Source organism: Providencia sp. PROV174 (genome assembly GCF_028480685.1).
GTDB classification, from domain to species: domain Bacteria; phylum Pseudomonadota; class Gammaproteobacteria; order Enterobacterales; family Enterobacteriaceae; genus Providencia; species Providencia rettgeri.
This window is the reverse complement of sequence record NZ_JAMPOT010000025.1, coordinates 25,376-46,139: the sequence shown is the minus strand read 5'-3', so window position 1 is coordinate 46,139 and position 20,764 is coordinate 25,376. Positions and strand designations below refer to the sequence as shown.

Sequence of the window (20,764 nt, the reverse complement as noted above, 5' to 3'; positions counted from 1 at the left end):
AAAAAATAATTATTAACTGGAGAGACTAAATGAAAGAAACCGTGATTGAATATATTTTATCGAAGTTATATGACTTAGGCATTGAAGATATTTTTGGTGTTCCTGGTGATTATTCATTTCCTATTAATGACGCTGTTTGTATTAGTTCTCAACAGCGTTGGATTGGTAACTGTAACGAACTAAATGCAGCCTATGCTGCTGATGGCTATGCTCGAATAAAAGGCGTCGCTGCATTATCAACCACATTTGGCGTTGGCGAATTAAGCGCGCTCAATGCAATAGCGGGCTCCTATGCAGAAAGGTTACCGATATTTCACCTTGTCGGAATGCCACCAAGCCAATCAAAGAAAAAACATCTAATTACCCATCATACTTTAGGTGATGGTGATTATGATGTTTTCTATAAAATGAGCCAGCATATTGTCTGCGCCCACGCCATTATAACCCCGGAAAATTGTATTGAAGAAACAGAACGATTAATCGCTTGTGCCTTGCACGAGCGCCGCCCAGTTTATTTTGGGCTACCTGCTGATTATGCTGTAAAAACTGTGGTTAAGTCACCTCATAATACGGTTTCATTAATACCAAAAACCAATCCAGAAACACTAAAAAACATTATCCATCTCATCTCAAATAAATTAATAAATAGCCAGCAATCCTGTTTACTAGCAGGGTCAATATCTCTACGTTTAGGATTACAAAAAAGCTTACAAACTATTATCGAAAAAACTAATATCCCCTATACAACCTTTTATATGGATAAGAGTGTTTTAGATGAAACTAATACACAATATATTGGAATGTATACGGGAGATTTTATCAATCCACAAGTGACTTCATTTGTAGAAAGCTGCGATTGTGTTTTAAATATCGGCACTATAATGTCAGATTTTAATACTGCTTGTTACACCTCTAATATTGAAGAAAAAAACATAATACATATTATGGACAATTACGTAATTATTAATGGTCAGCGTTACGATGATATTTATATGAAGGATGTCATCTCATCGTTAAAAGATAAATTGATATCAACATCTGATTGTTACTTTTATCATAATAATTACCCTAAAGCGCAATCACTTGGCACACCAATAAGTTCAAAAACACAAGAAATAACGGAAACATTCTTATACCCCCGTTTAGAAAAAATGCTCAAGCCTAACGATATTATATTTGGTGATACTGGAGCATTTACCATGGGGCTATCATTTGCACTTTTACCTAATGGGGCATCATTTCATTCTCAATCTTTATGGGGATCAATTGGTTGGGCCACTCCAGCTGCATTAGGGGCAGCTTTAGCATCTCCCTCTCGTCGTATTATTTTAATAACTGGTGAGGGTGCTCACCAATTAACAATACAAGAAATTAGTCAATTTGCACGCTTCGGGCTTAAACCTATTATTTTTGTTCTAAATAACGATGGCTACCTTATCGAACGACTATTTTGTAAGGAGCCTGAATATTATTACAATGATGTTACTCAATGGAATTATGCACAAATACCTTCAGCATTCGGGTGCGATGATTGGTATTGCCAAAAGGTAACAACCTGCGATGAACTCAATGATGCCTTACAACATATTGAAACTCTGGATACCGCAGCTTACATTGAAATAATGACAAACAGGTATGATGCACCAAAATATTTGGTAAAAATGGGAGAAGCTATTACATCTATATACTAACTGAATTGTTTGTAGCTAGCTCCGCCATCTAAAATGGCGTGAGCGATTAGAAATAAAATTACATTGTATTTAGCTTATACCCACCAACTTTTTCGTTTTACATATAATCTCTGATGAGATCACGCCATTTTTATAAGCAACAATGTCGGCCATTATCGCTAAAGCAATTTCTGGTGGTGTTTTACTACCGATTGGAATGCCAATAGGGGCATGAATGCGTTCTATTTCCTCTTCTGTCATCCCACCAGATGCTATAAGCCGTTCACGACGGCGAGCACTAGTTCTGACTGACCCCATTGCACCAATGTAAAAAGCATCTGTATTAACCGACTCCATCAGTGTTAAATCATCAATACGGGGATCATGAGTTAAGGAAACAATGGCAGTATTTGGAGAACAACCCTGCTCTTCTAAATAGCGGGCAGGAAATAAAGAAATAACCTCAACTTGAGGTGGAATTTGTGGTGCAAACCGCGCTATTTCTTCTTCTCGATGATCGCAAATAATAACCTCAAAGCCCAATGTTAATGCAAAATTAGCGCAATAAGCCCCCACAGTGGAAATACCTGCAATGATTAAGCGAGGAGGAGCCGCAATGTATAACTGAATTTTATCGTCATTGCGTTCTATCTGTGTTGGTTTTTCTGATTTATTAGCTATATGAATTTCACCACTCTGCGGCAATAGAACTTTTTTGATAATGGCAGAATAACCTAATAACGCATTTTGGATCTCAACAAGGTAATTAAGCGATTTTTCATTATTTGGTAAATATTCAATCAAAACATCTAAGCTACCATCACAGGGTAAGTTAACTTTAGTCTCAATCCCACCTCTTCCATAGCGAACAACTTGGCTGCTACTCACATAATCATTATTTTTTATGCGCTGAATAAAATCCTCTTCAATACATCCACCAGAAAGCGAACCTATATATTGTCCGTCCTGTTTTGCAACCAGCAAAGAACCCGGGCTTCTCGGTGAAGAACCATAAGTATTTAACACGGTACATAGCCAAACTGGCTGCTCTTTTATCCAATCAACAGCTTGGGAGATAACAAAAACATCTTCACGTAACATATTCGTCCCTTATTCGTTATCAATACTTGGATAATCAATATCTTTCACAACATTTTCATTATTTATGTCTAGTTTATAGACAAAGTTATCCTGTAATATCGATTTTGCCCCTTCATCTCCGGACAATTTAATTAAATCTGAATAATATTTTGCAGATATTCCCACTGGATGCCCAGGTAAACCATTATATACTGGCCGTACTAATGTATGTTGTTTTAATTCATTTGCTATACGTATAAATAATTCACTATTGATGTATGGCATATCTGCTAAATGAATTATCCACCCATCTAAATTTGAAGTGTTTTTAACACCAAATGCGATTGAATCACCTAACCCATTACTATTTATCAATGTGTATGGAATATTAAATTGTAAACAATTATTAATGACGCCTTCATTCTCAGGCCGGGTTACCACATGAACAGAAACCCCACTATCAATTGAATTTATTAGTGTTTTTTCAAATACTGTATTTTTCCCTAACCCAAAATTTAATTTACTGCCTTTACCTCCAGCGTTTTGAAAACGCTCACTTTTTCCTGCTGCTAATATCAAAATACAAATATTCATGGTTTTTATTCTAAATCGATATACTGATTGCGTATCTCATAAATAAAGTATATTCAGTAAGATCACAAGAACTACATATCATTAATTTGAAAATTATTAAGAGAAGTATAATATTAACGTGATACAAATAATTTTTTCTATATGACTATAAAAATAAAAATACCGATGTAATAAAAATAAGTGTAAGGGTGTATTATGAGCAAAAGCGATGTCGAACTCTCCCGCAGACACTTTCTAAAATGTGCCGTTATAGCGGGAATATCTGTTTATTTAGCCCCTTTGTATAGCCGTGCTTTTGATGTGCTATTCGAAGAGAAAATTCTTCAATCTCCTGACTGGAATCCAGTCGATAAACAAATTAAATTTCGTATTGATGGGTTTGCCAAAGTCCAAGGGGAGAAAGTCTTTGCCAGAGACATTCGCGCACGCGATATCCCTCACTGGCCAAAACAGCAAGGTCATGCATTCTTACTTCGCGTGACGCAAGCCGATAAAATTTACCAAGGCTTTAATCTTGATCTGCTGAAAGATGGCCTCATGCCTGATCGCATCGTAACCGCAAGCGATTTAGAAAAAGATGGTGTCGCTTTCCCTGAATTCTATGGCGATGATTTATTGCTTCCAGAAGGGAAAACCCCCGCTTACCTTGGCCAAGCCGTTGCATTATTGATTTACCATGATTTTGCTAAATTCCGTTTTGCTAAAGAAACCCTAAAATTCCGTGATGATGTTATCCAATACGGTGCATTTACTGGCCCACTGGAACGGGACCCATGGGGAAGCTACCGTGGCGTGCGAATTGGCAATGAAAACCCTTATGAACCAGATATTTACTCAAGCCTAAAAGATATGCCAATCTCCCCTATTGGCATGAAAAAACACTTGCCCGTTTGGCCAGAAGGCCGTGAAGGTGGGAAATTAGATCAACAAGGCATGCTATATGCTGATGAACTCGCCAAACAACTGGAGAACCCGCCAGAAGACTGGCTTGTGATCAAACGAAAATACTTTTCTCAATCGATTGATACTGCTGCCTTAGAGCCTGATAACGCTAACGGTTGGTACGACGCCAAAACACAGTCATTCCATCTGGTTATTCCTACGCAGTCCCCTCAAGAAGTGGCGGAATCATTACCCGAGATGCTGGCAAAATCACATTTTCCAATTAAACAAATTTTCCTACACCCTTGTTTTACAGTTGGTTATGGTTCTAAAGACCATACCCCATTCCCGTATTATGGTGCAATGGCAACGTTATATGGTGATGGAGTCCCTATTCGTCTGGCTAATGACCGCTATGAACAATTTCAATCCACCATCAAACGCCATGCTTTTGATATGGATTACACCTTAGCGGTGAATAAGAAAACACATAAAATTGAAGCGCTTTCAGCGTCTTTTATTGGTGATGGCGGTGGCCGCTGTAATTTTACGCCTTCCGTTGTCATGGTTGGCGCAACAGGCGCACAAGCTATCTATTACATTCCGCGTAGTGATTTATCTGCGGTCGGTATTGCATCACGAGCCGTGGATGCAGGTTCAGCCCGCGGTTATGGCACCTTACAAGCCATGGCAGCAACCGATATGTTAATGGAAGAAGCCGCAAAACTACTCAAAGCCGACCCCATTGAGTTCCGTCTTAAAAATATCATCAAGTCCGGGATGAAAAATACCCAAGGGGCAATCCCTGGCGGTGCAATTCGTGCCGATGAAGTGTTAACCCACTGTGCTGCTCATCCAATGTGGACTGACAGAACCAAGCGTAAAGCTGACTTTGAAGCAAAAAATAGCGGCAAACTATTCGGTACTGGGATTTCCTGTGTGCAAAAAGACTTCGGGACAGGTGCAGAATCCTCCTTTGCTCGTGTAGAACTCACCCCCGAGGGTAAAATTGCTATTTACCATAGCGGTGCAGAAATTGGCACAGGCATGTCCACGTCCCAATCGGTGGTTTGCGCTAAATGGTTAGGAAAGCCTGCAGAACAAGCTCATTTTTCGGTTGTAGATTGGTCAATTTTACCTATGGTGTCGACAGGTAACCCGTTTGCCATGTCACAAGATGAGCAAAACCACCTCGCGCAAAACCCATTATGGACGCCGAATTACTGCTCACCGGCAAGCGCCAGTAATTCAGCCTATTATTTCACCCATAGTACAGACGCAGCCGCACGCCTTATATTTGAACATGGGTTATGGCCCGCTGCCATGTCAATTTGGCAAGAAGGCATTGGTGGCGGACAAGCTGCCCCTCTAGTTGTTCGCCGTGAAGATGCACGTTGGGTTGCTGAAGGCTTAACGGCTGATGGGCTCGAGGTGCTTAGTTTATCGCGCTTAATTGAACGCACTTTTGCAATGGGTGGGGTAACTGGCGCAGTGTGCCACGTATTTAACCGCTGGCAATGGGCTGAAGCCGATTTCCCAATTCAGGGTGAAACTCGCCGTTTACCGATTGATGGGCTATCACTACGATTTGCCGATAAAGAATACCAAGTTTGCCGCCGCGAAAAAGCCTATTACCCTGATACACAAAGAAATAATGCTGGAGTCACTTACTACAGTGCAGTCGCTACCGTGAGTGAGCTATCCATTGATAAGGCAACTGGACAAGTTGAATTGCTGAATCACCATAGCGTGGTGGAGTGCGGTAATCTTATCGTGCCACAACTGGTTTCAGGGCAAATTCAAGGTGGATTAGCAATGGGTATCGGCCATGCCCTCCATGAATATTTACCTCTCTACGAAGATGGTCCCGGTAATGGGACGTGGAACTTCAACCGTTATCATCTCCCTCTAGCCAGCGACGTTGCAGTTTGGCAGCAAACCAATGAAGTCCTGCCAGGACTTTCGGATACAGACCCGCCAAAAGGCGTTGCTGAGGTTGTTATGATCCCGGTGGTTTCATCCATCGTCAATGCCATTGCAGATGCAACTGGTCATCATTTCTTGCATTTGCCTGTACGCGCAAAAGACATTTTAGAGGTAATATCATGAGCCTAAATTTCCTTCCCCTCACTTTAACCATTAATGGCCAACAGTATGGACCAATGGACGTGCCTGAAGGCCTCATGATGATCGACTTCCTTCATGAATATGTTGACCTAACGGGCTCTCGTCTAGGCTGTGGCCAAGGGATCTGCCATGCTTGCGTCGTTATCTTAGATAACCCTTCCGGCACCAGCGAAGAGATCCGCACTTGTATTACTGGCGCGCATTTTTTCAATAATAAAAGTATTCGAACTATCGAAGGGGCTGCCGCCAAAGAAGAAAACGGGGAAGTAAAATTATCCCCAGTTCAACAAGCTTTTGTTGAACATTTTAGTTTTCAGTGTGGCTACTGTACCCCAGGGTTTGTGAATGCGGCTACCGTGTTTATTGAAGAACTTCAGCGAAACCCCATTGCAGAAGCGGACTTAGAAGATGCTATCAAGCAAGCCCTAAATAACCATATTTGCCGCTGCACAGGCTATGTACGCTATTATGAAGCGGTACGTGACGTTGTTCTAGCGACTCCTGGTCTTATCAAGGAGGCAATAAAATGATCAAACGAATTATTTTATGGTTGATAGCCATCGCTATCATCGTTTGGGCGGTGCTGTATTGGTATGAAAGCCGCACCTTAGATGGTCCGGTACAAAAAGTGACAGCGACACCTCAGGAAATTGAGCGAGGTCGTTATCTCACCCTTGCCGGTGACTGCGCTGCGTGCCACACCAGTGCTGATGGCGCGCCATTAGCCGGTGGTTTTCCACTCGATACCCCATTTGGTACTATCTACAGCAGTAACTTAACCCCTTCAGCCGACTTTGGTATCGGTCGCTGGACAAAAGATGAGTTTTATAAAGCACTGACCCAAGGTATTTCACCGCCGAGTAAAAATCTTTATCCAGCAATGCCTTATACGTCTTACAAAGGGATCACTCGTGAAGATTCTGACGCTATTTACAGTTATTTGATGAGCCAACCAGCGGTTGATGTCGCGCCACCTGAAAATTCATTGCCATTCCCACTAAACCAACGTATGGCCATGATTGGCTGGAATTTATTGTTTTTTAATGACAAACCACTCCCAGATAGCTCACAAGGTAGCTCTCCTGAATGGTTACGTGGTCGGTATTTAGTTAACGTATTAGAGCATTGTGCTGAATGCCATACGCCAAGGGGAAAACTGGGTGAAATGGATTTAGATAACTTTATGCAAGGCGGTGCTTTAGGTCGTTTTGTGGCGCCGGATATTACCCCAAAAGCGCTTGCAGAGCGAGGATGGACAAAAGAAGATTTACAGCAGTTTTTCATGACTGGGCTCGCTCCGCAAGGTTCCGCCTACAGTGATATGCACCCTGTAATTTATCTGAGTTCACAACATTTAACCCCAGAGGATAATAGCGCTATAGCCACCTATTTAATGGGCGATAATCCACCAGCAACTTCGCCATTAAGAATGGGGGAAGGTAACGCTCAAGGACGCCAAATTTATTTAGAAACCTGCTCAGGTTGCCACTCCTATGATGGCAGCGGTAAACCGAATGTGGCGGTGGCAATGAAAGGAAATTCGACATTGCGTGATGCGGATAGCACTAACCTAATTAATGCGATTTTAGATGGTTTGCCTGAACAACCATTCCCTAATAACCAAAACATGCAAAGTATGCCAGGGTTTGCCAATAAGCTAAATGACCAACAAATTAGCGACTTAGTGAACTTCCTTCGCGTTCAATGGGGAGGACAGCCTGCGGATGTCACCCCGGAGCAGATTAAATCTTTGCGTCAATAATGACGAAAAATGAGCTATCTGGCTTGTTAATATTTAACGAGCCAGATAGTTCTCTAGTTAATATCTATATAATAATATGCTTTATATAATAAAATACATATTGATTTAATTATTCATTAATAAGAACTACTATCATTTAAATAAATTATATTCGAATAAACCTCAGTTATTTTATTCAATACTGTCATATTAAGATGACTCCAACAGTATTATTCACTTTCTTGTCTAAATCCCTTTACTCGTTCTTGATATATCATTACAGATACCCATACTATTTATGTAACTTACTGAGCTATCTGATATTAGTCATCGAATTGTGAGCCAATTTAATCGAAATAAAACAATCTTATAGTGCATGGCTAAAAAGTATTATTTATCTCCATTGTTCATAATAAAAACCCTAAAAATATAATCAGGGAGCACAACATGTCGGGACATATTTCTAGACGCAATTTTATCAAATTAGGCACTATTGCGGGCATTGCAGTGATGGTCGGCAAACTCCCTTTTGCGATAGCAATGGAGCTCGATTCTGACTCTCCATCAACTGATTGGATTGGTCAAAATGGTAAAGCACGTTTTCGCTGGGATGGCGTTGAAAAGGTCACTGGCCGTAAAAATTTTGCTCGTGATTACCGCGCTAAAGACATCCCTGGCTGGCCTAAAAAACAAAGCTATGCCTTTATGTTAAAAGCAACAGAGGCAGATAAAACCTTTGAAGGCATTGATATTTCAATGTTAGGTCCAAATTTACAGCCTGATAAAGTTGTTTTACAAGAAGACCTTATCCGTGATGGCTTGAATATTCCTCAAGACACCAGCATGGGGAAAGGTTTCTATGGCACCAATATTTTAGTGCCTCTAGGGGATACCCCGCCGATTATTGGCCACCCGGTTGCTATCTTGATTTATCATGATTTCGATAAATACAGTGCGGCGCAGCGGATGTTACGCTTTGCGACAAATACCGTAAAATACGGAACGGTGACAGGGCCAAAACCGCCCGCTAACTACGGTGCCGCGCGATATGTGCGTATTGGTGGCGACACCCCGCTTTCGCCTTCTATATTTTCCCCTTATCAAGATTCAGGTATTAAAGGCGGGTTCGATGGCAATACGCCTATTTGGCCACCTTATGACCCCAAACACGCCATTTCTATTCCACCAGTGATCCGTAAAGATCGTGGTGGTGGTTTTATTCAAGCCCTTCATCAGGCAGAAAAAAGCCCTGATAAACAAGAAAAAGCGATGAATTACGCACGGCAAATTGAGCAAGAAATCGCAGCTGCTCGCCAGAATCCCGATAAGTTTGTGATTGAGCGCCATGGTTTTTCACAATCCATTGACCCTTGTGCGATGGAGCCAGATAACTGTAATACTTGGTATGACGCACAAACCAAAACGCTGCATATCTTAACAGCAACGCAATCTCCTGCTGGTGTGGTCAATGCCGCTGCTGAGTTATCGAAGCACAACAAACATTTTTCCGTCGAGAACATTGTGCTATTAACTGGTTCGACCGTCGGTTATGGCTCAAAAGACTATTCGGTTTTTCCTTTCTATTCCATGGTCGCCAGTTTCTATGCTGATGGCTTGCCTGTTCGCATGGCAAATGACCGCTATGAACAATTCCAAATGGGGATGAAACGTCACTCCATTGAGATGGATGTCACCATTATTGGTGATAAAAAAACGGGTAAATTTGATGTATTAAAAGGCACTTATAACTGTAATGGTGGAGGTCGTGAGAACCTCTCCGTGGCCGTATCGCACGTTGCGGTACGTGGTGCCCAATCTATTTATTATTTCCCTAAATCTGACCTTACCGCTCTTGCCATGGCCACTCCGGCTGTCGAAGCGGGCTCAATGCGTGGCTTTGGTTCCTTGCAATCAATGGCAGTCACTGAATTGATGGTCGATGAAATCGCTCACAACCTCAATATAGACCCGATTGAACTGCGCCGCCGTAATGCCATTTTAGAAGGCTACCCAAATACACAAGGTGGTGTAATAGCCGGTGACCCACGCAATGTCGAAATGCTAAATCTTGCGGAAAAACACCCGATTTGGGTCGATCGTGAGAAAAACAAAGTCGATTATGAAGCGAAAAACCCCGGTAAGCTATATGGTGTTGGCTTTGCGCAAGTACAGCAAGTTTATGGGTCTAGTGGTGTCCCAACGATTCTTTCTCTTGAGTTTGATATCAATGGTAAGCTAACCATGCGCCATTGTATGCAAGAAATTGGTACTGGTGGTACAACCGCACAGCAAGTGATGGTGTGGCAAGCACTCAGCAAAGCCCCTGATGTGGTTGAGTTTGGGGTAACTGAATTTGCAGAACTGCCACTCAAAACCAGTTGGGCAGATCAGAAAAAACAAGACGAGCTGTCCAAAACTGATCCCTATTGGACACCTGCGCTGATCCCTGACATGAGTTCATCGAGTGGTGTTTATTATATTGGGTTTGGTACACGCCAAGCTGGCCATTTCTTATTGGAAAATACCCTATGGCCTGCGGCCAAAAGCATTTGGAGCGAAGGCCCAGGTGGCGGTGCTTTCAACGGCTTAAATGTTGAATTCGCAGACATTCGTGTCGGGCCAGATGGTATTGGTGGCGGCGGAATGAAGCCCATTCCTTTTGACATTTTAGCCAAAAGAGCCCATGAGATGGGGCTCATCACCGGGGTTGCTGTTCACGGCTATTCAAGCTGGCAGTGGGCTCGCGCAGAGTTCGATATCCCGACGGTGGGTTTGAAAAATCTCCCTCTCGATGCAATATCCGTTCGTTATGGCGACGGTGCGCCACAAGAACTGAAAAAACAGATGACCACTGGTGGTTACCATTTTATTAAACGTAAAATTGCCTATTACCCACCAACACAACGCGCAAAAGCAGATCCAACTACGGTCACACCGGCTTCTTGCCTCGTTGAACTCAACGTCAATACCATGACGGGTGAGGTCGATGTCATGCGCCATCATATGATTATGGACCCCGGTACGATGATTGTCCCTGAATTGGTTTCAGGCCAAATTCAAGGGGGTACCGCCATGGGTATTGGCCACGCATTGATGGAAGAATTGCCACTGTATGAAGATGGGCCAGGTAACGGAACATGGAACTTTAATCGCTATGTTCTGCCACGTGCAAAAGATGTTGCGGTTTGGCAGCAAACCATTGATTACTTACCTCCGCTATCAGAAACTTCACCACCAAAAGGCATGGCTGAACTGGGGATGATCCCAATCTTACCTGCGACGAGTAACGCATTAACCCATGCGACAGGCAAGCGTTTCTATGAATTCCCTATCACGGTAGATAAAATTAAAAAGGCACTCTCATGAAAATCAACAATGCCGTTCCGATTATTGAGCGCAAGCCACTAACACTGACTATTAACGGCCAAAAAATTGGTCCTATTGATGTCCCTGTTGGGATGCCAATGATTGAGTTTCTACATGAATACCTTGACCTCACCGGTACTCACTTTGGTTGCGGCCAAGGCATTTGTCATGCTTGCACCATTATGGAAATTCAGCCCGATGGCACAACGGTTGAAAGCCGTACCTGTATCTTTGGCGCCCATTATTTCAACAATAAAAATATTGTTACCATCGAAGGGCAAGCCAAACTGGATGAACAAGGCAAAGTCGTTGAATTAACGCCAATTCAACAAGCTTTTATCGAAAATTTTTCATTCCAGTGCGGCTATTGTGCCCCCGGTTTCGTTACAGGTGCGACAGTATTTCTTGATAAACTGAAGAAAAACCCAGTGAAGCGAGACCAACTCGAACATGCGATTGAAGAAGCCCTCAATGAGCATATTTGCCGTTGTACAGGTTATGTACGCTATTATGAAGCTGTGAGGAAAGTCGCTCTCGACACTCCCGGCTGCGTGATCGACTAGGGAGAAATATCATGGCTAAATCCAGCTCTCTACGTAAAAGCATTTATATTATTATCTTATTATTCATCGTATTAATGCTTGCGATCCTATTTGGTGCTTTTCGTACTTCCAGTATCGGCCCTAATTTAGATAAACCGCTGACTTCAGAAGAAGTCGCCAAATTACTGCCAAGAGGGCAAGAACTAGCAACCGCTGGAGATTGCTTTGGTTGCCACTCATTACCTGAAGGGCCATTGGCCGCGGGCGGGCGTGCTATCGGAACCCCTTTCGGCACCATTTACTCCACAAATATAACGCCTGATAAGCAATTTGGTATCGGTAACTATACCCGTGCTGATTTCCATCGTGCTTTGAAAGACGGTATTGGCAAAGAAAGAGGTAATCTCTACCCTGCCATGCCGTTTGTATTTACCCATATGACGACATCGGATGATATTGATGCCCTGTATGCTTATGTGATGTCACTTCCGCCAATTAATGTGCCAAACAAAGAAAATACTGGCGTATTTGTCCTACCCGTTCGCCCATTTATGAACTTCTGGACTTTGCTCAATTTCCCTAAACAAAATGCGCCCCATGACCCACAGCGTTCTGCTGAGTGGAACCGAGGTGCTTATATTGTTGAAGGTCTAGCGCACTGCGGCGCTTGTCACTCACCACGTAACTTAATGATGGGCGTCGAGTTTTCACGGTCACTTCAAGGGGGTGAAGAAGCCGGTTTAGCGATCCCTGATATCACGGCCGAAGCGCTTTCCAAACATGGGTACGATACCGCCTCTTTGAGCCAGTTTTTACTTACAGGTAATGCCCCGCAAGGCTCTGCATTTGCAGATATGAGCACAGTAACTCATTTTTCGACTAGTCAGATGAAAAAAAGCGATGTTGATGACATGGCGATTTATTTAATGACGGATAAACAAGGAAAAATACTTGGTGCCAAAGCTTCGCCTGCACCATTGCCAGAAGCAAACTCACCAGAAGTAGGTAATGTCAGTCAAATCATGGAAACTGGCCGCTTAATGTATATGTCTACCTGCGCAGGCTGCCACGGGATCACCGGAGAAGGCGTGCCAAATGGCATTCCAGCATTAAAGGGTAACGCCATCTTAGCGATGGACAGCCCCGAAACCTTTATCAGTGTAGTATTAACGGGTATTCCAACCACCACTTTCCCAAATGGGCAACGTATGTATGCGATGCCAAGTTTTGCTGATGATTTAACGCCACAAGAAATGGCAGATTTAATATCATGGGCGCGCGCCGAATGGGGGGGACAAGGTAAACCCGTCACCGCCGAACAAGTTGAGAAACTGAAAAAAGCGGCGCAGTAATCATTCGTCGCTTCTCTTCAAATAACTTATTTATTGAAGGGAAGCGACATAATTATTTTCATTGATACATTCAAGTGAAATATATCAACGTACCTCACATTAAATAAAAATTTTAAATTCAAAATATCCGCTTATTCTTTATTAAAAGAAAACCAATATATAAACCAGATTTCCTCTCACATCACCTGACTCAAACACTCACGCAAATCATGAGTATTTTCCAATGTTATCCCTCATTAACAATCACTTACTAAATGCCTAACAAAAATTTCCTCCAGCACATACAGTCACAACTCAAATTAATAACCTATGTTATAGTTAATATACAAATAATAACATTAAATTATCATTTATTGTGATTAGCAATGTGAAAGGAAAATATATGCAACTAAATATCAATGGAAGATGGATTGAATTAAGCAATATTTCTCCATCAACACCACTTCTTTACGTATTACGTAATGATTTAAAGCTCAATGGCCCCAAATATGGCTGCGGTTTAGGCGAGTGTGGCGCTTGTAGTGTACTTATTGATGGTAAAGTCATTCGCTCGTGCTCAACACCGGTATCAACAGTAGAAAATAGAAAAATTACCACGCTAGAAGGCATTAGTGATACCGAGACACTCCATCCCGTGCAACAAGGATTTATTGATGAGCAAGCAGCACAATGTGGTTATTGTACGAATGGCATGATAATGACATTGGTTGCTCTGTTTAAACGTAACCCTAATGCAAGTGAAGAAGAGATAAAAAAAGAACTCGCTTTTAATTTATGCCGTTGTGGAACCCATGTAGAAATATTAAAAGCCGCTAAAAAAGCTAAAATGATCATCGCACAAGGTGGTAAAGCATGAGTATTTTAGATATCACTCGACGCCGTCTGCTGCAAGCTGGTGGGCTCATCGTTGTCAGTAACATGTTGCCTTCTATTTCATTTGCAGCAGAAAAAATACCAAACAAAAATGCAGCTATTCCTCTGAATTATGTCGATAGTTTTATTGCTCTTGCCGCTGATGGTTCGGTGACTGCATTTAATGGTCACGTGGATTTAGGGACAGGAATTCGTACCTCACTTGCACAAATTGTCGCTGATGAAATTGGTGTCTCTTTTGAATCAGTGACGATGATACTCGGAGACCCGCAAAGCACACCAGATCAAGGGCCGACTATCGCCAGTGCGACCATTCAGGTCACGTCTATCCCCTTACGCCATGCTGCTGCTCAAGTTCGCATACAACTAACATCTCTTGCTGCAAAAGCGTTAAATGTACCAATAGAAGCTGTTCGAGCAGAGCATGGATATGTTTTTGTCACCACCCAACCTGAACGCCGTTTGAGTTATGCGCAATTGGCAAAAGGACAAGATCTCCATTTTGAATTAGATGAAAACGTAACCTTAAAACCTGTTTCTGAGGCTATTTATGTCGGAAAGCCGATTCAACGCGTAGATATTCGTGCAAAAGTAACAGGTGAGTTGACTTGGGTACATGATATGCGAGTACCTGATATGTTACATGGCAGAGTTATTCGCCCCCCTTATGCAGGTACAGACAGTAGCGCACCACTTGGAAATAGTTTGCTTTCGATTGATGAAAGTTCAATTGCTCACCTAAAAGGCATTGTAAAAATTGTACGCATCAATGACTTTGTTGGTGTCGTTGCAGAACGTGAAGAACAAGCGATAGACGCTATGCGTCAGTTAAAAATCCAATGGAAAGAATGGCAAGGATTACCCGATTTAACCCTCGATAAGCTTCATGACACTCTTGATGGATTACCCAGCCAAGATAGGATATTGCGAGATGATGACGGTGTTGACAGCGCCTTAGCCAATTTACATAAAACCGTAAATGCAGACTATGTTTGGCCATACCATTTACACGCATCAATTGGGCCATCTTGCGCTATCGCGGATGTCCGCGGCGATAAAGTCGATGTCTGGTCAGGCACACAAAACCCTCATGACCTGCGAAAAGATTTAGCACTACAACTCGATAGAGACCTATATCAAATACATATTCATCGCATGGAAGCATCAGGGTGCTATGGGCGTAACTGTGCTGATGATGTAGCTGCTGATGCCGTTTTACTGTCTCAAGCGACAGGACGCCCCGTGCGAGTGCAATTAATGCGAGAACAAGAAGCGGGCTGGGAGCCAAAAGGCACAGGACAATTGATTAAAATTCGAGGGGGAATTGATCAAAATAATAATGTCAGCGCTTACGAACTCAGCACGCGTTATCCATCAAATAATGCCGCTACTTTATCGTTGATTTTAACTGGGAAAAAAGAAAATAAACCGGATATTCAACAGATGGGAGACCGCACGGCTATCCCTCAATATCGATACCCACATATGCGTGTTATTGCTAAAGATACCGCGCCTGTTGTTAGGGCATCTTGGATGCGTGGAGTTTCAGCGCTCCCAAATGTATTTGCCCATGAATCTTGGATTGATGAAGTTGCTTATTTAGCACAGCAAGATCCTATAGCATACCGCTTGAAATATTTAGATGATCCTCGAGCTATCGCTTTAATTAGTGCCGTAAAAAAACAGGCGAATTGGGTTGATGGGCCGATGCATCAAAAATCATCACCTGTAACCGAAGAAGTCGTGAGTGGTCGAGGGTTTGCCTGGGCGCGTTATTTCCACAGTAAATTTCCGGGATTTGGTGCCGCATGGGCAGCTTGGGTCTGTGACTTAACCGTCAATCGTCGAACAGGGCAAGTGCTCATCAAAAAAGTCTATGTCGCCCATGACTGTGGCCAAATGGTTAACCCTGATGGCGTTAAACACCAAGTCCATGGAAACATTATTCAATCCTGTAGCCGAGTATTAAAAGAGTTTGCCACCTTTGATAAATCAGGCACAACCTCCCTTGAATGGGGCGGATACCCTATTCTACGTTTCGATGAGTTACCCGAAATTGACATTCAATTAATGGAATATCCCAATGAACCCCCTATGGGAGCGGGTGAATCTGCATCGGTGCCAAGCGCTGCCGCGGTAGCAAATGCGCTATTTGATACATTAGGTGTACGTATGCGGGAAGTTCCATTTACCCCTGAACGTATTCTGCGAGCATTAGATATAGCTGCAAAAAACCAAGGAGTGGCTCATGAGTAAGGCAAAAAAAATATTTGGCTACAGTGCGCTCGCTATCGTTATTGTTGCGGTGGGGGGGCTTGCACTGAGTTGGCAATCTGCCATTAAGCCATTACACACTAATTCGACACAAAGTTTTACTGACGCTCAAATTGCCCGTGGTGAAAAATTAGCGGCACTAGGTGATTGCGCCGTTTGCCATACACGGCCTGGCGGTGAGACAAATACCGGGGGTTTTGCGATGGAAATCCCCTTCGGCACGATTTACACCACAAATATAACACCTGATATAGAAACAGGGATTGGTAGCTGGTCATATGAGGCATTTGAACGGGCTATGCGTTATGGTGTTGATCGTGAAGGGAATTATTTATACCCTGCATTCCCTTACACCGCTTTTACTCATACTTCCAATGATGATTTATATGATCTCTATGCATGGTTAATGAGCCAAAAACCCGTTCGTTATCAACCACCAAAGACATCGTTAAACTTTCCCTTTAATATTCGCCAAGGAATTTGGGCATGGAATCAGCTGTATTTAACCGCCGGGCCAATCGAACCAGACAGTTCACAAACTGATGAATGGAACCGAGGTGCATACCTTACCGAAGGGCTCGGCCATTGCAGCGCTTGCCACTCCCCACGTGATATTTTATTTGGTGAAAAAGGCGGAGATAGCCACTTGATGGGTGGAGATGCTGAAGGATGGAGTGCACCAGCGCTGCGAGGTGACCAAGCCTCACCTGTTGCTTGGAGCCATCAGGATATGGCAGAGTTTTTGCGTACAGGATTCTCGGCTAACCATGGTGTCGCAGCAGGCCCGATGGCACCAGTTATCAGAGAAGGAACCTCTAAACTAACCGAAGAAGATAGACAAGCTATTGCAACCTATTTGACTTCTGACGTTGATCATCCGCAGGTCACATCGCAAGCCGTAACAATCGTACAGCAAACGGAAGATAAAATTGAACCACTCTCTTCTGAAGGGGCAAGGTTGTATTCAGGGGCTTGTATGGCATGCCACGCTCAAACGAAAGGTGCGCAAATGTCAGGTGTACGACCCGCTTTAGCCTTAAATACGAATCTTTATGCAGATACCCCAGATAATGCCATTCGCGTTGTATTAAATGGAATCGAGTATGAGGCAACAGAAGGGCTCGGTAGCATGCCTGCTTTTCGTCATAATTTAAGTGATCAGCAAATAGCAGTACTCTTAAATTACCTAAGAACAACGTTTACCGACAAGTCACCATGGCCTGATTTGGAACAACAAGTCAGCCAGCTACGTGCGGAAACAGCCGCTAAATAACCCATTCATCTTTAGCGCAAATAACGGTCATATCTACGCACCGTTATTTGCGTTACTTATTTCTACTCAAGAAAATGAGATATTCCGTCTCAAAAAAATAACTAAAAGCACGACTTATTATTTTCCGTAATGCCTAAATAACTCTCAAACTAAGCAGATATCTACCAATAATTATTTAGTGGTTATCGTGAACCTATTTTCTAGATGAAAAAAACATACACTCTACTTAACAATATTTCAGACTATTAATGACCAAACACGCATTGCCCCTGTGATAATCACGTCATACTATAGAGAATTGCATGGCTAACACGTTTGCCTACTCTCATTTGTTGCGATTTGTGGTATTTTAGTCTCTGAAAATAATCGTCAAATACACTCACAGAATTTAGTTAACTCAATACGTTAGAACAGACAACATTATGACTGATAAGCAAAGTTTCGAATCTCACACCCCTATGATGCAACAGTATCTAAAACTAAAAGCACAACATTCAGACATACTGCTATTTTATCGCATGGGTGACTTCTACGAACTGTTTTTTGATGACGCTAAAAAAGCATCTCAATTATTGGATATTTCCCTCACTAAGCGGGGGCAATCTGCAGGGCAACCGATCCCTATGGCCGGTGTTCCCCACCATGCTGCCGAGGGTTACTTAGCCAAATTAGTACAAATGGGGGAATCCGTCGCCATTTGTGAGCAGATTGGCGACCCAGCTACCAGCAAAGGGCCGGTTGAGCGCCAAGTCGTACGTATTGTCACCCCGGGGACTATCACCGATGAAGCGCTATTAAACGAAAGGCAAGACAACCTGTTAGCCGCAGTATGGCAAGACCAGCAAGGTTTTGGCTTCGCAACGTTAGATATTACCTCTGGCCGTTTTATTATTAGTGAAATCGCCGACGAAGAAGCCCTTCAAGCTGAACTGCAACGCACCCGCCCTGCTGAGCTTCTGTATCCAGAAGACTTCGCCAGTATGGCATTAATTGAACACAATAAAGGCTTGCGCCGCCGCCCATTGTGGGAATATGAACTTGATACGGCAAAACAACAGCTAGGTTTGCAGTTTGGTACGAAAGACTTAATCGGCTTTGGGGTTGAAGATGCCCATAAAGCGCTCAGAGCTGCGGGTTGCTTATTGCAATATGTGAAAGATACACAACGCACGTCACTGCCCCATATTCGCAGTATTGTGATGGAAAAACAAAATGATAATGTCATTTTGGATGCAGCAACTCGTCGCAATTTAGAGATCACCCAAAACCTTGCAGGGGGCACAGAAAACACACTTGCTGCCATTTTAGATAGGTGTGTGACTCCGATGGGTAGCCGTATGCTAAAACGTTGGTTGCATACCCCATTACGTAACATTCAAGTATTAAATAACCGCCAACAAGCTATCAGTGCACTGCAAGAATGCGGCTTTGAATTACAACCATTTTTACGTCAAATCGGCGATTTAGAACGGGTATTAGCGCGCTTAGCGCTGCGCTCCGCTCGCCCACGTGACTTAACCCGTATGCGTTACGCATTCCAGCAATACCACGATATTCATCAAATACTGAGCCAATCGAGTAGTTCATATTTACAAGCCCTTCAAAATCGTATTGGCCAGTTTGACGAGCTACAAGACTTACTTGAAAAAGCCATTATTGATGCACCACCTGTGTTGGTACGTGATGGCGGTGTTATCGCCCCAGGTTATAATAGTGAGCTTGATGAATGGCGCGCCCTTGCTGATGGGGCAACCGACTACCTCGATAGACTCGAAATACGCGAAAGAGAAAAACTGGGGATCGATACCCTAAAAGTGGGTTATAACGCTGTTCATGGCTACTATATTCAAGTTAGCCGTGGCCAAAGCCATTTAACGCCTATCCATTACGTCCGTCGCCAAACGTTAAAAAATGCGGAACGCTATATCATTCCTGAACTCAAAGAGTATGAAGATAAAGTATTGACATCAAAAGGAAAAGCGTTAGCTATTGAAAAAGCACTGTATGATGAGTTATTTGATATGCTATTACCTCATCTTGCTGCGCTGCAAACCAGTGCCGAAGCTCTCGCTGAGTTAGATGTCCTAGCCAACCTAGCTGAAAGGGCACAGACTCTAGGTTATGCTTGTCCACAACTCACTGAAAAACCAGGTATTCAAATTACTGAAGGTCGCCACCCTGTGGTTGAACAAGTCCTTAGTGAGCCGTTTATTTCCAACCCGTTATCACTATCGCCACAACGTCGTTTATTGATCATCACAGGTCCAAATATGGGCGGTAAAAGTACCTATATGCGCCAAACAGCATTGATTACTCTGTTAGCGTATATCGGTAGTTTTGTCCCTGCAAGCAAAGCGGTGATAGGCCCAATCGACCGTATTTTTACCCGTGTTGGAGCCTCTGACGACCTTGCATCTGGCCGTTCAACCTTCATGGTCGAAATGACAGAAACCGCGAATATTCTGCATAATGCAACAGAACATAGCTTAGTACTAATGGATGAAATTGGTCGCGGAACGTCAACCTATGATGGCCTTTCCCTTGCTTGGGCTTGCGCCGAAAACTTAGTTAATAAAATCAAGGCAATGACGTTATTTGCAACGCATTATTTTGAACTAACAACACTACCTGAAAAACTTGAAGGCGCGGTCAATATTCACCTCGATGCTATTGAGCACGGTGATACCATTGCCTTTATGCATAATGTTCAAGATGGCGCCGCCAGCAAAAGCTATGGCCTTGCTGTCGCTTCTCTTGCGGGTGTACCAAAAGATGTGATTAAACGGGCAAAACAAAAGCTTAAAGAACTCGAAGTTATCTCAAACAATGCCAATGCGAGTCATGTAGATAGCGCCCAGCTTAGTTTTTTAACCACAGAAGATGCTGAACCCTCACCAGTACTCAGCGCATTGGAAGGGATTGACCCAGATAAACTCACACCCCGCCAAGCTCTAGATTGGATTTATCGGTTAAAGGATATGGATAAGTAG

Annotated in this window: 13 protein-coding genes; 11 read left to right on the top strand and 2 right to left on the bottom strand. The window is 43.0% G+C overall.

Annotated features, from left to right (window positions below; all coding sequences use genetic code 11):
* The first annotated feature begins 29 nt into the window (after window positions 1–29).
* Window positions 30–1,691 carry an alpha-keto acid decarboxylase family protein gene (locus tag PSE60_RS19410; RefSeq protein ID WP_272666483.1) on the top strand — a complete coding sequence of 554 codons (1,662 nt, stop codon included), beginning with the start codon at window positions 30–32 and terminating at the stop codon, window positions 1,689–1,691.
* A gap of 69 nt (window positions 1,692–1,760) precedes the next feature.
* On the opposite strand, the gene PSE60_RS19405 is transcribed toward PSE60_RS19410, so the two are convergent.
* Both PSE60_RS19405 and PSE60_RS19400 read right to left on the bottom strand, forming a co-directional pair.
* Entirely contained in the window at window positions 1,761–2,771 is a 1,011-nt protein-coding gene (locus PSE60_RS19405) for an XdhC family protein (protein WP_272666482.1), read from the bottom strand.
* Between the two features lie 9 nt (window positions 2,772–2,780).
* The gene (locus PSE60_RS19400; RefSeq protein ID WP_272666481.1) at window positions 2,781–3,344 is read right to left on the bottom strand and encodes a nucleotidyltransferase family protein; all 564 of its coding nucleotides are present in this window, start codon (window positions 3,342–3,344) and stop codon (window positions 2,781–2,783) included.
* A 195-nt stretch (window positions 3,345–3,539) separates the two neighbouring features.
* On the opposite strand from PSE60_RS19400, the gene PSE60_RS19395 reads away from it, so the two are divergent.
* From PSE60_RS19395 to mutS, 10 genes are all read left to right on the top strand, one after another.
* Window positions 3,540–6,335: a xanthine dehydrogenase family protein molybdopterin-binding subunit gene (locus tag PSE60_RS19395; protein ID WP_272666480.1), complete on the top strand. Its 2,796-nt coding sequence runs from the start codon at window positions 3,540–3,542 to the stop codon at window positions 6,333–6,335.
* The gene (locus PSE60_RS19390; protein WP_272666479.1) at window positions 6,332–6,883 is read left to right on the top strand and encodes a (2Fe-2S)-binding protein; all 552 of its coding nucleotides are present in this window, start codon (window positions 6,332–6,334) and stop codon (window positions 6,881–6,883) included. The genes PSE60_RS19395 and PSE60_RS19390 overlap by 4 nt, the downstream gene beginning before the upstream one ends.
* Window positions 6,880–8,115 carry a c-type cytochrome gene (locus PSE60_RS19385; protein ID WP_272666478.1) on the top strand — a complete coding sequence of 412 codons (1,236 nt, stop codon included), beginning with the start codon at window positions 6,880–6,882 and terminating at the stop codon, window positions 8,113–8,115. The genes PSE60_RS19390 and PSE60_RS19385 overlap by 4 nt, the downstream gene beginning before the upstream one ends.
* A gap of 426 nt (window positions 8,116–8,541) precedes the next feature.
* Window positions 8,542–11,460 (top strand): xanthine dehydrogenase family protein molybdopterin-binding subunit, encoded by a 2,919-nt coding sequence (locus PSE60_RS19380; protein ID WP_272666477.1) that lies wholly within the window; start codon window positions 8,542–8,544, stop codon window positions 11,458–11,460.
* Window positions 11,457–12,023, top strand: a complete 567-nt coding sequence (locus tag PSE60_RS19375; RefSeq protein ID WP_004260707.1) for a (2Fe-2S)-binding protein — start codon at window positions 11,457–11,459, stop codon at window positions 12,021–12,023. The genes PSE60_RS19380 and PSE60_RS19375 overlap by 4 nt, the downstream gene beginning before the upstream one ends.
* An 11-nt stretch (window positions 12,024–12,034) precedes the next feature.
* Window positions 12,035–13,354: a cytochrome c gene (locus tag PSE60_RS19370; protein ID WP_247605300.1), complete on the top strand. Its 1,320-nt coding sequence runs from the start codon at window positions 12,035–12,037 to the stop codon at window positions 13,352–13,354.
* A 382-nt stretch (window positions 13,355–13,736) separates the two neighbouring features.
* The gene (locus PSE60_RS19365; RefSeq protein WP_272666476.1) at window positions 13,737–14,210 is read left to right on the top strand and encodes a (2Fe-2S)-binding protein; all 474 of its coding nucleotides are present in this window, start codon (window positions 13,737–13,739) and stop codon (window positions 14,208–14,210) included.
* The gene (locus tag PSE60_RS19360; protein ID WP_272666475.1) at window positions 14,207–16,483 is read left to right on the top strand and encodes a xanthine dehydrogenase family protein molybdopterin-binding subunit; all 2,277 of its coding nucleotides are present in this window, start codon (window positions 14,207–14,209) and stop codon (window positions 16,481–16,483) included. The genes PSE60_RS19365 and PSE60_RS19360 overlap by 4 nt, the downstream gene beginning before the upstream one ends.
* The gene (locus PSE60_RS19355; protein WP_272666474.1) at window positions 16,476–17,774 is read left to right on the top strand and encodes a c-type cytochrome; all 1,299 of its coding nucleotides are present in this window, start codon (window positions 16,476–16,478) and stop codon (window positions 17,772–17,774) included. The genes PSE60_RS19360 and PSE60_RS19355 overlap by 8 nt, the downstream gene beginning before the upstream one ends.
* Window positions 17,775–18,196: 422 nt before the next feature.
* Entirely contained in the window at window positions 18,197–20,764 is a 2,568-nt protein-coding gene (gene mutS, locus PSE60_RS19350) for a DNA mismatch repair protein MutS (protein WP_272666473.1), read from the top strand.

Bases quoted from the DNA above. Each gene is read 5' to 3' on its own strand.
- PSE60_RS19390 (WP_272666479.1), top strand. From the start codon at position 6,332: ATGAGCCTAAATTTCCTTCCCCTCACTTTAACCATTAATGGCCAACAG.
- PSE60_RS19410 (WP_272666483.1), top strand. From the start codon at position 30: ATGAAAGAAACCGTGATTGAATATATTTTATCGAAGTTATATGACTTA.
- PSE60_RS19360 (WP_272666475.1), top strand. From the start codon at position 14,207: ATGAGTATTTTAGATATCACTCGACGCCGTCTGCTGCAAGCTGGTGGG.
- mutS (WP_272666473.1), top strand. From the start codon at position 18,197: ATGACTGATAAGCAAAGTTTCGAATCTCACACCCCTATGATGCAACAG.
- PSE60_RS19365 (WP_272666476.1), top strand. From the start codon at position 13,737: ATGCAACTAAATATCAATGGAAGATGGATTGAATTAAGCAATATTTCT.
- PSE60_RS19380 (WP_272666477.1), top strand. From the start codon at position 8,542: ATGTCGGGACATATTTCTAGACGCAATTTTATCAAATTAGGCACTATT.
- PSE60_RS19395 (WP_272666480.1), top strand. From the start codon at position 3,540: ATGAGCAAAAGCGATGTCGAACTCTCCCGCAGACACTTTCTAAAATGT.
- PSE60_RS19405 (WP_272666482.1), bottom strand. From the start codon at position 2,771: ATGTTACGTGAAGATGTTTTTGTTATCTCCCAAGCTGTTGATTGGATA.
- PSE60_RS19400 (WP_272666481.1), bottom strand. From the start codon at position 3,344: ATGAATATTTGTATTTTGATATTAGCAGCAGGAAAAAGTGAGCGTTTT.
- PSE60_RS19375 (WP_004260707.1), top strand. From the start codon at position 11,457: ATGAAAATCAACAATGCCGTTCCGATTATTGAGCGCAAGCCACTAACA.
- PSE60_RS19385 (WP_272666478.1), top strand. From the start codon at position 6,880: ATGATCAAACGAATTATTTTATGGTTGATAGCCATCGCTATCATCGTT.
- PSE60_RS19370 (WP_247605300.1), top strand. From the start codon at position 12,035: ATGGCTAAATCCAGCTCTCTACGTAAAAGCATTTATATTATTATCTTA.
- PSE60_RS19355 (WP_272666474.1), top strand. From the start codon at position 16,476: ATGAGTAAGGCAAAAAAAATATTTGGCTACAGTGCGCTCGCTATCGTT.